At 38.0% G+C, this 12,516-nt stretch carries 15 protein-coding genes; 8 read left to right on the top strand and 7 right to left on the bottom strand.

What is annotated here, in order from left to right; translation table 11 throughout:
• The 4 genes from CCY97_RS07890 to CCY97_RS07875 form a co-directional block, all read left to right on the top strand.
• A partial coding sequence (locus CCY97_RS07890; RefSeq protein WP_146744533.1) for an alpha-2,3-sialyltransferase occupies nucleotides 1-685 on the top strand: 685 nt, incomplete at its 5' end.
• Complete coding sequence (locus tag CCY97_RS07885; RefSeq protein ID WP_112064924.1) at nucleotides 682-918, top strand: hypothetical protein; 237 nt, start codon at nucleotides 682-684, stop codon at nucleotides 916-918. The genes CCY97_RS07890 and CCY97_RS07885, both read left to right, overlap by 4 nt.
• Nucleotides 915-1,115 carry a hypothetical protein gene (locus CCY97_RS07880; protein ID WP_112064923.1) on the top strand — a complete coding sequence of 67 codons (201 nt, stop codon included), beginning with the start codon at nucleotides 915-917 and terminating at the stop codon, nucleotides 1,113-1,115. Before CCY97_RS07885 ends, CCY97_RS07880 begins: the two co-directional genes overlap by 4 nt.
• Nucleotides 1,069-1,956, top strand: a complete 888-nt coding sequence (locus CCY97_RS07875; protein ID WP_112064922.1) for a beta-1,4-N-acetylgalactosaminyltransferase — start codon at nucleotides 1,069-1,071, stop codon at nucleotides 1,954-1,956. The genes CCY97_RS07880 and CCY97_RS07875 overlap by 47 nt, the downstream gene beginning before the upstream one ends.
• On the opposite strand, the gene CCY97_RS07870 is transcribed toward CCY97_RS07875, so the two are convergent.
• From CCY97_RS07870 to CCY97_RS07845, 7 genes are all read right to left on the bottom strand, one after another.
• Nucleotides 1,930-3,468, bottom strand: a complete 1,539-nt coding sequence (locus CCY97_RS07870) for an MBL fold metallo-hydrolase (protein ID WP_112064921.1) — start codon at nucleotides 3,466-3,468, stop codon at nucleotides 1,930-1,932. The genes CCY97_RS07875 and CCY97_RS07870 overlap by 27 nt on opposite strands.
• On the bottom strand, nucleotides 3,441-3,800 hold the full coding sequence (locus tag CCY97_RS07865) for a Rieske 2Fe-2S domain-containing protein (RefSeq protein ID WP_112064920.1): 360 nt from the start codon (nucleotides 3,798-3,800) through the stop codon (nucleotides 3,441-3,443). Before CCY97_RS07865 ends, CCY97_RS07870 begins: the two co-directional genes overlap by 28 nt.
• Nucleotides 3,801-3,862: 62 nt before the next feature.
• A complete protein-coding gene (locus CCY97_RS07860; RefSeq protein ID WP_258457107.1) occupies nucleotides 3,863-4,891 on the bottom strand; it encodes an FkbM family methyltransferase in 1,029 nt (342 codons plus the stop codon).
• On the bottom strand, nucleotides 4,842-4,988 hold the full coding sequence (locus tag CCY97_RS08315) for a hypothetical protein (RefSeq protein ID WP_181562868.1): 147 nt from the start codon (nucleotides 4,986-4,988) through the stop codon (nucleotides 4,842-4,844). The genes CCY97_RS07860 and CCY97_RS08315 overlap by 50 nt, the downstream gene beginning before the upstream one ends.
• A 37-nt stretch (nucleotides 4,989-5,025) precedes the next feature.
• Nucleotides 5,026-6,375, bottom strand: a complete 1,350-nt coding sequence (locus CCY97_RS07855) for a 3-deoxy-7-phosphoheptulonate synthase class II (RefSeq protein WP_258457106.1) — start codon at nucleotides 6,373-6,375, stop codon at nucleotides 5,026-5,028.
• Nucleotides 6,376-6,401: 26 nt separating this feature from the next.
• Nucleotides 6,402-7,943 (bottom strand): ribonuclease Y, encoded by a 1,542-nt coding sequence (rny, locus tag CCY97_RS07850; RefSeq protein WP_112064918.1) that lies wholly within the window; start codon nucleotides 7,941-7,943, stop codon nucleotides 6,402-6,404.
• Nucleotides 7,891-8,616 carry a 5-formyltetrahydrofolate cyclo-ligase gene (locus tag CCY97_RS07845; RefSeq protein WP_112064917.1) on the bottom strand — a complete coding sequence of 242 codons (726 nt, stop codon included), beginning with the start codon at nucleotides 8,614-8,616 and terminating at the stop codon, nucleotides 7,891-7,893. Before CCY97_RS07845 ends, rny begins: the two co-directional genes overlap by 53 nt.
• A gap of 56 nt (nucleotides 8,617-8,672) precedes the next feature.
• On the opposite strand from CCY97_RS07845, the gene CCY97_RS07840 reads away from it, so the two are divergent.
• Genes CCY97_RS07840 through CCY97_RS07825 form a run of 4 tightly spaced genes read left to right on the top strand, consistent with a single transcriptional unit; the run spans nucleotide 8,673 to nucleotide 12,366 of the window.
• On the top strand, nucleotides 8,673-9,344 hold the full coding sequence (locus CCY97_RS07840; protein WP_112064916.1) for a hypothetical protein: 672 nt from the start codon (nucleotides 8,673-8,675) through the stop codon (nucleotides 9,342-9,344).
• Between the two features lie 2 nt (nucleotides 9,345-9,346).
• Nucleotides 9,347-10,258: a signal recognition particle-docking protein FtsY gene (ftsY, locus tag CCY97_RS07835; RefSeq protein WP_112064915.1), complete on the top strand. Its 912-nt coding sequence runs from the start codon at nucleotides 9,347-9,349 to the stop codon at nucleotides 10,256-10,258.
• 2 nt (nucleotides 10,259-10,260) lie between these two features.
• Nucleotides 10,261-11,592, top strand: a complete 1,332-nt coding sequence (gene radA, locus CCY97_RS07830) for a DNA repair protein RadA (protein ID WP_112064914.1) — start codon at nucleotides 10,261-10,263, stop codon at nucleotides 11,590-11,592.
• 57 nt (nucleotides 11,593-11,649) lie between these two features.
• A complete protein-coding gene (locus tag CCY97_RS07825) occupies nucleotides 11,650-12,366 on the top strand; it encodes a site-specific DNA-methyltransferase (RefSeq protein WP_112064913.1) in 717 nt (238 codons plus the stop codon).
• Nucleotides 12,367-12,516 lie beyond the last annotated feature (150 nt).

Below are 12,516 nucleotides of genomic sequence, written 5' to 3'. Positions count from 1 at the left end.
TTACACAAGAATGCCTGAGGATTATGATGTCTTTCGATGTAATCAATTCTATTTTGAAGACAAATATTTTTTGGGCAAAAAAGTCAAGGCATTTTTTGCTGTACCACATGTATTCTACTATCAATACTACACATACAAAAAACTCCTTCAATCCAAGCAATATGATATAGAGAACATTGTAATTTCAAGCTGGAGATTCTTGGAGGGAAGAATCCTTTCTAGGGGCGATAAGAATTTTTTATATGCTTTCCCAAAAGTTATACAAGGTCACAGATTTCTAGAAGACAGAGCTTTAGGATTCCAAGCCATGGAAGAATTATTAGAAAAGCTCAATTTTGAGTATTTCTATAACAATAGAGTTGCTACTTCTGGTGTTTATATGTGTATATTTGGTGTATTTGCTGGATACAAAGAGATTTATATTACAGGCATTGACTTCTATGCAAATGGTGGAAAATATATTCATAATATTACAGACAAACAAAACTTCTTAAGTGCATATCCTGATTTTGATGGGGTACCAAGCAAATGGCATTCTCAAGATTATGACCAAGAGATTCTCACACTTTTAAAATCTCTTGGTGTCAAGTTTTACTCACTAAGCAAGGAAAGTGCTATAAATACTTTATTATCCCCCCCCCCCCTATTACCAATGTGGCATTGGATAAATCTATCAACAGCATGAAAGAAAAAGATGCAATCAAAGATATGTGTCTGCCACCATTTGATAGAGCAAACCAAATGAAAGAAAAAGGTGCAATCAAAGATATGTGTCTGCCACCATTTGATAGAGCAAACGAAATAAGAGGTGATAATAATATTTATATCAAACTTATCAAAGACCTATACAGGCTGCCCAAATACATCGCAAAGTATCTAAGAAAAAAGTATCTAAAAACAAAGTATCTAAAAAAATGAATCTTTTTAATAGTTTAAAATACACAGCAAGAAAATTACGAGGAAATACGCGCTTTATCTCGTTAGATTCCAAACAAATAAACTCTTCTCTCCCCACAAAAGTCAGACAAAAAATGTTTTCTGTAAGCAATGAATTTTTTATAACACTGAATAAAAGCTCTATTACCCCCCCCCCCTTACAGCATTTATTCGTGTAAGCACAGAGGGTATTTTGAATTTGATACAAATGCCAAGAATCCACAATCACCACTTAATCCCTGGGCATTCATACGGGTAAAAAACGAAAGACATACTTTAAGATCTAGCCTAGATTCTATGCTACCAGCATTCCAAAGAGGAGTCATAGGCTACAATGACTGCACAGATGGTAGCGAAGAGATAATCTTAGATTTTTGCAAGAGTTATCCTAGTTTTATCCCAGCAAAATATCCGCACAGTATAAACTTAGAACATCCAGCCAATGAAATGCAAAAACTCCATAGTTATTATAATTTTGTCCTCTCTTTTATCCCACAAGATGAATGGATGATGAAAATCGATGTCGATCATATCTATGATGCCAAGAAACTTTTTGCAAGCTTTTATATTCCTAAAAATACATACCAAAAAGTAGATTATCCTCGCATTGATTTTATAATCAAAGACCAAGAAATATTTATCCAAAAAATTCCAGGAATGTTTTTGGGCGTTCGTGATGGTGAAGACCAATGCTTGGTTTTAAGAAAACACATCAAGTTCAAAGAAAGAAAATCTTGTAAAAAAGCTATGTGGATAGATTCCACTCACACACAACCAACACTCTTTGTTGAAGAGCAAGTGTTAGATCCTCAACTCAAAACTACCTACCAAGCTGATCTTACGCAATGGCATTTTCCAGCAGTAAAACAATATAGGCATAACTACATAGAGCATTTGGAACTATTAACGCTAGAAGAATTCAAACAACTCCATAAGCACACTCTACTTGGTACAAAAATAGAATCTTATATGTTAGAGAAAGATTTCATCCTCTCAATGCATCAAAGATTTTGTCTCTAAGGATTTGGATATGAAGTGGATATTTAGCTCTTTGAGCAAACGTTGGCTTCTTACAGTACTAATACCATGCGCTTGTATGGCATTTTGCAAACTCTCCATTGGAAGCTTAGAACAACTCAAACAATACAAACCATAGCGAGCAAGGATTTTGCTTCCTACCTCACCAAGATTTTCTAGTATGAAACAAAGTGGAGTTGATGGTGTTATAAGAGTGCTTTCATATTTGCCAATACTTGAATGTTTGAGATAAAAGGGTGCTTGTAAAAGCCGCCAAAACTCTGCATGATAGACATCTGGATTTCTACTAAACTCACACCAATATCCTATAGTAGCCTCATCCCAGCTTTCATTATGCACGACTATATACATCAGAATCTCACTAGGAATTTTTATGCTCAGATTTGGATTTTCTATCAAAGAATCGAGTATTTTTACTCCATTATCCACCACAAAACTAAAAGCATTTGTGTTCTCAAAATCTGGATACACACTCACGCTTAGATTCTCACATAAACTAATCTCTGGCACGAAATTAAGATTTTCAAAATATTGCAAACACTTCTTTCTGTCAAATCTATACTTATGCTTGTTAGGATAAAAACTCAAAAATTCATCCTGCCTAAATTGATTCTGTATATATTCTTCTATATGTTCTTGAGTGTAGAGATCCTGTGTTCTGGGTATTTTGATGATTTCATCAGAGCCTACATCCCACGAATCTCCAGGCAAAAGATCGATTACTTTGATATCTGGATTTTCGATTTTTTCTACACAATCAAAAATGGTGTTTTTTCTTAGCATTTTCATATATTTCAAGTGTTTTGGATGGTTTAAAACAAAATGGGATGCAAATGGCAAAAAATAGCGCGCATTATACATCTTACACGCTTCTAAGAGCATATCAAGTAAACTTACTCTACTCTTCTGATAAAAGCAAATTTTCTCATCCAAACTAAGATGTGTAAAAGTAGCCGGGTATCCTGAAGCTCCAGGTGAAAATGCCGCACATACACAATCAATACTGCCTACTTTTGAAGCGATTGAGTGGTTGATACCAGCATCATTGATATTGAGAATCTTAAAACCTGCTATATCAATAAGAATCTGCGAATCATTCCATAGTGAAATAGGTTCATAAAGAGTGATTTGTATATCTTTATTGATTTGCACACTCTGACCAAATGGCAAACTTATGATATTTGTAAAACCAAGCAAATCAAGTCTTTTTTCTAGTCGTTGATTAACAAACTGCGGGATATATATGGGTGTATCTTTAGCAAAATTACTAAGTGTTTGCGGATGGAAATGATCGCTGTGCTCATGTGAGATAAAAATAGCATTAGGACTAAGATCTTTAGAGCTGATTTGTGGTTGAGGATAGTGTCTCCATGCACCAAAAAATGCTAAGCCATCAATCCATGGATCACAAAGCAAAGAAAAATCATTGATCTTAAACTCTAAAGTTGCATGAGAATGTAAAGAAACTAATAGGGGGGGGGGGCAATATTGTATTTTGCGTCAGATGTATAAGAAACAGCAAGATTCTTTATACTTTCCACACTTTTAGAATCTAAAAAAATATCACCATTCTTATCTACAAACAACCTATAGGAATTTAACTTCATATTTTTGATATTAAGAGATTCTCCGCTGCTGGGAGCAAAGCGCCAATTATGTACTTCACAGCAAATATGCTCTCCGTTTTTATGCAAACTTCCACCCTGATGGGGACAGATACAATCATAAAGCTTCACATCTGCTTTGTTTTTGTATAAAAAAAATCTGCGCCCTTGTATGTATAGTTCATGCAAGCCATCAGCTATGTGGATATCAGCAATCTTCATTTGACCTCTTTCTCGTGATGAATTTCTACCTAGCTAATTAGTATATCCCAAAAAGCCTGCAATCAATTTTCTATGACTTCGCAATATAGCGCTGTTTCTCCGCTCACACTAAAATCAAGTGGTTTATGAATTTTAAAGCTATACCCAAGATTCCACGATTCTATTATTGGCTTAATCTCAAAGAAATCCTTACCACTATGATAGATACTAATAAGCATTGCTGGTTTTTGCGATTTGATAGTGTGCATGGCACCTTTTAGAAATTCTTGTTCAAAGCCTTCTATATCAACCTTTATAAACCCTATTTCTAAATTATGTTCCTTTACATAAGAATCTAATGTGATAATCTCTACTTCTTCTATCGCAAACTTCTGTGTTGCAATTCCATAATCGCACAGAGTAGAAGAAGATCCATCCACACTTATGCTCAAAATCTGCTCTTTCCCACCCAAACCCTTGTTGATAGGAATAATACGCATAGCATTGTTAAGTCTTAATGTCTCTTGTAAAAGTGCATAATTTGTTTTTGTGGCTTCAAAAGTATGGACTTTTTTGTCGGTAAAATCCTCAAAAATAATGGCACTATCGCCCATGAAACCACCCACGTCAATAATATCTTTTTGTCTGATTTTTTGAAGATTCTTAAAATTTTCCATATTGTGTCTGTGCCAATGCACACTCACTTCACCACCTGGATTAATAGGAAAAAAATATTTGTAATAAAAAAGTTTTTTGGATAGCTGCAGGATGTTTGGAAAAAATTCCAAGTGCAAACGTCTTTGTTCTTCAATCTCTTCACGTGTAAGAGTATGACAAATCTTACTCCCTCTAAAATGGGCTTCCCTGAGTCGAGAAAGTATACGATATACGCAGGCTTTGCTTTGATTATCCAATCCCTTGCATAGATTCTCAAGCCTCCGACTTTTTATGCCGTCTTTTTCTAATTCATCTTGGATGTATTTATATATGGAATGCCCCATATCTCCAGCAGTGTCTAAATAAAAGACTTGTGTAGTATTAAAACATATCTTCTCAAAGACCTTAAGACCTAAAACATAAAATCTTAGAATATACTTCTGCCCCCCCCCCATATATTCCTACAACCTCTTTACATGCACTTGCCAAAGGCAAAAAACACACATACAAATCCCTACGTCCTACTCCTCTTTTGATTCCAAAAAATTTCATCACAACTCCTTAGATTTATTTGGTTGACGCATTGTAATTAGCGACTTTGTTTTAGCATATCCGCAATCAAAAATGCCATTTCGATAGCCTGTGTAGCATTCAGCCTTGGATCGCATTGCGTACTATAATTACAAGCCAATCCCTCCTCTGTGATAGCTTGAGAGCCTCCCACACATTCTGTTACATCTGCTCCTGTCATCTCTAAATGCACACCGCCAGCTATAGTCCCATTTTCTTTGTGTATCTCAAAAAAGCTTCTTACCTCATCCAAAATACAATCAAAATTACGCGTCTTATAGCCGCTGCTTGCTTTGATTGTATTGCCATGCATTGGATCACAGCTCCAAAGTATCGCACGATTTTCATTCTTCAGAGAATCTAAGAGCTTTGGATAATGTTCTTTTATCTTTTGTGATCCCATACGCACTATGAGATTAAGCCTACCTTCCTCATTATGCGGATTTAAAATATCACAGATACCCAAGATATCATCCCGCGTGGCAGTTGGTCCGATTTTAACACCGATAGGATTCTCCACCCCGCGTAAAAACTCCATATGTGCCTGCTCTAATCCCCTTGTACGCTCTCCAATCCAAAGCATATGTGCAGAACAATCATAAAACCTCCCACTAAGAGAATCCTGCCTAGTGAGGGCTTCCTCATAATGCAGCACAAGTGCCTCGTGCGAAGTGTAAAAATCCACCTCATGCAAAATCGGAGAATTCTTAGAATCTATTCCGCAAGCACGCATAAAATCAAGTGCTTGCGTGATTTGAGTTGCTAATTCCTCATACTTCTTGCCAAAAACATTATCTTTGACAAAGCTAAGATTCCATTTATGTACTTGATTAAGATCTGCAAACCCACCTTGCGCAAAAGCACGCAAGAGATTGAGGGTTGCAGCACTTTGGTTGTATCCTTGCAAAAGCCTCTTAGGATCTGCTTTTCTTGCCTGAAGATTAAATTCCACACCATTAATCAAATCCCCGCGATAACTTGGCAATGTAATACCACCTATAGTCTCTGTGTCACTACTTCTGGGTTTAGCAAACTGCCCTGCCAGTCTCCCGATTTTGACTATTGGCAAACTAGCACCATAGGTAAGAATCGCGCCCATTTGCATAATCACCTTAAACAAATCGCGTATATTTACCGCATGAAACTGCGAAAAACTTTCAGCACAATCCCCGCCTTGTAGTACAAATGCCTCTCCTCTGCAAGCCTTGGCAAGTTGGGCTTTGAGATTCCTTGCTTCACCTGCAAACACAAGCGGAGGTAAATTGGCCAGATTCTTCTCTATTTCCTCTAACTCCTGTGTATTTTCATACACTGGATGTTGCTTGATTGGCTTATCACGCCAAGAATGCTTACTCCAAACTGACATCATCATTCTCCTTGAGAAAGTCTCGTTGCTTATCTTGCATATTCCACAGTGCGCATCTCACGAATCACATTCACCTTAATCTCTCCTGGGTATTGTAAGCTAGACTGTATTTCTTTAGCTATCTCACGTGCTAAGACGACACTTTGGTCATCATTTAAGAGATCGGCTCTTGCGATCACTCGTACTTCTCGTCCTGCACTTATAGCATAGGCTTGCTTGACACCAAACTTGTCCGTAGCGATTTTTTCCAAATCCTGCATACGCTTTAAGAAATTTTCTAATACCTCTCTCCTTGCACCCGGACGTGCAGCAGAAATCACATCGGCTGTGCAAACTGCCGCGCATTCTATGCTTTTTGGCTCTTCATGTCCGTGATGGGCTAAAATCGCATTGATAACCACAGGATGTTCCTTATAACGCGAACAAACCTCTACGCCTAAATCAACATGATTCCCACCAACCTCTTGAGTGAGTGCCTTGCCTATATCATGCAAAACTCCCGCTCTCCTTGTGAGCTTCTCATCACCGCCTAGCTCCCCTGCAATAATGGCCGCAAGATTTGCCACCTCAATAGAATGTCCAAGAGCATTTTGTCCAAAACTCGCACGATAACGCATTTTGCCAAGCAGTTTTTTGAGCTCATTATGCATATGACCAAGCCCCATATCAAGCACAATATTTTCACCATCTTGGAGAATCTGCTCATCCATCTGGACTTTGGTTTTCTCATAAATTTCCTCAATGCGCGATGGCTGGATTCTTCCATCCTCAATAAGTGCTTCTAATGTCTTAATAGCAATGGCTCTACGATACAAATTAAAGCTGCTTATGATAATGGTATTTGGCGTATCATCAATTATCACATCCACACCACTTATCATCTCAAGTGTTTTGATATTGCGTCCTTCTTTTCCTATGATGCGACCCTTGAGCTCATCATTTGGCAGAGTTATCACATTTATAAGTTTCTCTGCAGCAAACTCCCCAGCATATCGAGTAGTAGCTTGTGCTAAAAGATAATTTGCCTTTTGTCTAGCCTCCTGCTTTGCTTCAAACTCATAACGGCGAATCATCAGCGCCTTGTCCTCTGTCAATTCCTCATCAAGATATTTCAAAAGCATGTCTTTTGCTTCTTGGATCGGGAGTTTGGTGTAGCTGCTCAAAACTCTTAGCGCTTCTTTTCGTGCATTCTCATACTGCTCTATGATTTTCTTACTCTCAGAATCTGCTCGTAAGATTCTGCTTTCCATATTCTCGAGTTTTTGACGCTCTGCATCAAGATTTTGTCTGTCTCTTTCAATTGTGCGATTAAGGTTGTACTCTCTTTTTTCTAATGCGCTTATTTTGCGCTCATAGTCTTGCTGTAATGCGATCTCTTGTTCTTTGACTTTTATTTTGTGTTCATTTAAAATTTTCTCTGCTTCGTATTCTATTGCTTTAGCGCGTCCTTTTGCCTGTTCTATTAAAACATTAGCATCAGATGCAAAAAATTTCTTTGTAATGAAATATGTAAGATAACTAGTAGTAACGCCAAAGATTATATACCCTATCACTTGCAATAAAATTTCCATATCCTAACCTTTTACAACACGCAGTAGCACTCACAAAATAATCACCCTGCAGATCATATGATTGAGAGATAACAGGCACAGATACGCAAGGAATGCGACTCACAAAAATAACAGTAAGGGATTTTTGTCTTTTATTAGGCTTTTTTGCAAATGTCCTATCATACATCCCCTTGCCAAAACCTATGCGTTTAAAATTCGTATCGATTCCAAGAACTGGCACCACGACTATATCAACCTTTGCCAATCCAAATTGTGATTTAGCACTTTCATAAATCCCGTAGTGATTCTTTTCTAATGGCAGACGGAATGGTAGCATTTTAAAACTTAGACCTTGTATATATGGAAGAAAAACTTTACTTTTCTTTCGTTTGCAATCAAAAATGAGTTTAAAAATATTTGCTTCAAAGCCAAAAGGTGCATAAAACAAAATACCCTTACGTGCAAATATTTTTTTGGGATTTTTTTGGCTAGAGCGATTCCAAGTGAGTGGATGTCTTTTAAAATCTTTACCCAAAGAGAGATTCTTAAAAAGTCTGCTAAGATTATTACAAACGCGCACAGATTGGGAATCAAAAGAATTCTGAGACGAACTAAAAGCATGGGAAAGAATCTTGCGTGCATTATTTCTAAAGTCGCTTTTACAGGTGCTGGCTCCAGCAAGGATTGTTTTCAAATGGTTTAATCTCCAAGTTTTGTATAATCATAACACATTGATTTTGAGGATTTCTGATGCAAAAAACTGTCCAAACCAAAGGGACTATCCGAATTTTTCTTAGCATAATTTTTGCTCTACTTTTTTTAAGTTGCGAGGACAAAAAGATCCAAGAAAAAATACACCAATACGATACCTTCACATACACAATCTTTACTCCAGATTCCCATCCCCACGACGATAGACAATCACAGGATTCCACAAAATCTCAAGAAAGAAATCTACAAACTCCTCATACAAACCAAATCTTAAAAATTGAGGTTTTGGACATCATAAACGAAAAGCTCAATATCATACAAGGGCAAAGTATATTCACACAAACAAAGCCTAGCATGCTTTTTTTTATACAACAAGATTGCAGAAACTGCCTGATGATTGCTCCACATATGATGCGGCTTGCACAAAAATACAAGGAAAATATCAATTTTTATATACTTACTACTTCTAGCCAAACTAAAGAGCAGCTTGACACAATCACAGACAATCTCAAATATTATGGAGATTTCCATCTTTATGTGCCTACAGAAAGTTTAGATTTGGTTGTATTTTTAGACAAAGATATTTCGCGAGGCTATATTATGCTTTTGGATTCAAATGGAGATAAGGTGATAGATTATATTGGACTCGTGCCAGAAGAAATGCTAGAGCTTGATATAAAAAATATACTTGATACAAACTCCAAAGGCTAGATATGTTTTCTCTACTCTCTCAAACACTGCAAAAAACCACCAATACCATCACTTCGCTGCTTGGTTCAAAAAAAGACAAACTCACAAAAGAAGAGCTTGAGGAGATTCTCATAGAGGCGGATATGGATTATGAGCTGATAGAAAAACTCCTAGATTCTCTGCCCTCTTACATATCGCGAGAGGCATTAGAAAAAGCCTTTTGCAAGCTGCTTGATACTCCCAAGATCCAAAACCCTGAAGATTCCCAACAAACTCTCTCTGATAAAGTCTTAGAAGTAAAGCTCATCATCGGTGTTAATGGTGCAGGCAAAACAACTACAATCGCTAAACTTGCAAATCTCTACAAGCACCAAAACAAAAAAGTCCTACTAGGTGCTGGCGATACATTCCGCGCTGCAGCTATTGAGCAAATCAAAGCTTGGGGAAAACGCCTAAATATACCTGTGCTGAGCACTCAGCACGGCCACGATCCAAGTGCGCTCGCCTTTGATGCGATAACCCACGCACATGCAAAAAAATACGATGTTGTATTGCTTGATACTGCTGGGCGCCTGCATACACAGACAAACCTCACAAACGAGCTTCTAAAAATTATTCGCGTAAGCCAAAAGGCTCTAGATTCTCTACACACAGCACATAGCTTACAAAAATATCTTATCCTCGATGGGACACAAGGAAGCTCAAGTATCACTCAAGCCAAATATTTCGCTGATGTCTGTAAGCTTGATGGAATCATGGTAACCAAGCTCGATGGCACAAGCAAAGGAGGTGCGATTTTTAGTATTGCGCAGAATCTTGGCTTACCAATCCTTTATCTTGGTATTGGTGAAAGTGAAAGAGATTTGCTTGTGTTTGATGCCAAGAACTTCATCAATACACTCTTAGATTCGATGTTCCACCAAACAAACCATTAAGCATGGCCAAACCAAAAACTTTCTTTGAATGCCAGCACTGTGGAATGCGAAGCAGCAAATGGCTTGGAAAATGCACCAATTGCGGTGCGTGGGAAAGCTTTGTCGAGATAAAAGACAAAGAGCTTAAAGCCTTGCAAACCACCCACACAGAAGCTCTGCCCATCACACAAGTACAAACTGAGAATCTAGAAAAATTTACTTCTTTTGAACCCGAACTTGATATTGTCTTAGGTGGTGGGATTGTGAGCGGCGGGCTCTATCTTATAGGTGGAAGTCCTGGTGTGGGTAAATCCAGTCTTTTGCTTAAAATCAGCGGATACATCGCACAAAACACACAAAAGAAAATCCTCTACATAAGCGGCGAAGAAAGCCCAAGCCAGATAAAAGCAAGAGCCCAAAGACTGGAGTGTGTCAGTGAATATCTCTATTTACTCAACGAAATTGACCTAGAACAAATCAAAACCCATCTTCTGCAAGAAAACTTCATGATGTGCGTCGTAGATTCTATCCAGACGCTCTATTCCCCTGCTATTACCTCTGCTCCAGGTTCTATCTCACAGGTGCGCGAGATTACCTTCGCGCTTATGCGACTTGCCAAAGAATACAACATCACAATTTTTATCATAGGACATATCACCAAAGAGGGGTCAATCGCAGGCCCTAGAGTATTAGAGCATATGGTAGATTGTGTGTTGTATTTTGAAGGTGATCCAAGCAGAGAGCTTAGAATCTTACGCGCTTTCAAAAACCGCTTCGGTGCAACAAGTGATATTGGTATTTTTGAATTCAAGAACAATGGCTTAGTGAGTGCCAAAAACGCTTCCAAGCTCTTTTTTTCCGAAAAACCATCACGTGCTGGGAGCGCTATAAGCGTGCTTTTAGAGGGATCGCGTGCATTAGTGATTGAAATCCAAGCACTAGTAAGCGAAAATAACTTTGGCAATCCAAAACGCTCTTGCACAGGCTTTGATACCAATCGCTTGAATATGCTCTTAGCATTATTAGAACGCAAAATAGAGATACCACTCAACCGTTATGATGTATTCATAAACATTGCTGGCGGAATCAAAATCAATGAAACAAGCGCGGATCTAGCAGTTATAGCTGCCATCATCTCAAGCTTTCGTAATCGCCCACTCAGTAATAAAACCGCATTTATTGGTGAAGTAAGTCTCATAGGTGACATACGAGAAACCCATAATATTGATACACGATTAAAAGAATTAGAAAACTACGGATTCCAAAATGTCGTACTCACCAAAAAACCCACTACAAAAACACAGATCAGATGTTTTGAAGCCAAAGAAGTCACGCAAATCCTAGAGTGGATGTAAGAGCCAAATTTCTTTTGACTTCTGGCTACAATTCTGCAACTTCACATACGAGGGGATATGGACACCAAAACAGCAAAAGCCAATATCACATCACTCAAAAACAAAAAACTTCTATGCAATGGTATCAATCTGCTTGCAAGGCTAGATTCAGATTCTGTACGAGTGGCATTTTTTGACCCACAATACAGAGGCGTACTCGATAAGCTTAGTTACGGTAATGAAGGCGTATCTCGTGGGAGTGAGAGGTGCAATCTACCACAGATGAGCGAAGAGATTATCGCAGAATTTCTAGCTGGCATACATAGAGTGCTTGCACCAAATGGTTATTTGTTTTTGTGGATTGACAAATTCCATCTTTTAGAGGGTGTCAAAGAATGGTTTGCACCTTATCATGACCTCTATATCGTGGATATGATAACCTGGGATAAGCTAAAAATAGGTATGGGTTATCGCACGCGTCGCCGTAGCGAATATTTGATTATTATCCAAAAGCATCCCAAACTCGCCAAAGCAACATGGAGATTGCATAACATCCCAGATGTATGGGCTGAACGTATCATTAAGAATCATACACATACCAAACCACACGGATTACAAAAGCGACTATTAGAAGCTACTACATATAAGGGTGATTTGGTGCTAGATCCTGCAAGTGGAAGTTTCTCTGTGTTTGCAGTATGCAGAGAACTTGGAAGAGATTTTATTGGTTGTGATTTGGTATATGGCGAAGTGTGTTTGCCAGAGACATTGGATTCTAAAAGGGATATACAATAAGCAAAAGCCGAGTCTATATCCCAAGGCATAAAATCAAGCTGCAAGACTATCTACCACATAAAATTCAACTTCATATAACCAGTATGCTGTGTAAGCTTAGAGTTAAAGGTAGTGTTGTAGTTAAATGTTATATAAAACCTTTCATCCAAA

Origin of the sequence: Helicobacter sp. 10-6591 (assembly GCF_003288805.1) — a bacterium.
Classification (GTDB): Bacteria; Campylobacterota; Campylobacteria; order Campylobacterales; family Helicobacteraceae; genus Helicobacter_F.
Note: the sequence above shows the minus strand (reverse complement) of the source record. Positions and strands in the feature narration are given on the sequence as shown.

What these genes read in the sequence shown, in the direction of transcription:
- CCY97_RS07885 (WP_112064924.1), top strand. Translation starts at nt 682, where the DNA reads ATGAAAGAAAAAGATGCAATCAAAGATATGTGTCTGCCACCATTTGAT.
- CCY97_RS07880 (WP_112064923.1), top strand. Translation starts at nt 915, where the DNA reads ATGAATCTTTTTAATAGTTTAAAATACACAGCAAGAAAATTACGAGGA.
- CCY97_RS07865 (WP_112064920.1), bottom strand. Translation starts at nt 3,800, where the DNA reads ATGAAGATTGCTGATATCCACATAGCTGATGGCTTGCATGAACTATAC.
- CCY97_RS07860 (WP_258457107.1), bottom strand. Translation starts at nt 4,891, where the DNA reads ATGGGGGGGGGGCAGAAGTATATTCTAAGATTTTATGTTTTAGGTCTT.
- CCY97_RS08315 (WP_181562868.1), bottom strand. Translation starts at nt 4,988, where the DNA reads ATGAAATTTTTTGGAATCAAAAGAGGAGTAGGACGTAGGGATTTGTAT.
- CCY97_RS07855 (WP_258457106.1), bottom strand. Translation starts at nt 6,375, where the DNA reads ATGATGTCAGTTTGGAGTAAGCATTCTTGGCGTGATAAGCCAATCAAG.
- rny (WP_112064918.1), bottom strand. Translation starts at nt 7,943, where the DNA reads ATGGAAATTTTATTGCAAGTGATAGGGTATATAATCTTTGGCGTTACT.
- CCY97_RS07840 (WP_112064916.1), top strand. Translation starts at nt 8,673, where the DNA reads ATGCAAAAAACTGTCCAAACCAAAGGGACTATCCGAATTTTTCTTAGC.
- ftsY (WP_112064915.1), top strand. Translation starts at nt 9,347, where the DNA reads ATGTTTTCTCTACTCTCTCAAACACTGCAAAAAACCACCAATACCATC.
- radA (WP_112064914.1), top strand. Translation starts at nt 10,261, where the DNA reads ATGGCCAAACCAAAAACTTTCTTTGAATGCCAGCACTGTGGAATGCGA.
- CCY97_RS07825 (WP_112064913.1), top strand. Translation starts at nt 11,650, where the DNA reads ATGGACACCAAAACAGCAAAAGCCAATATCACATCACTCAAAAACAAA.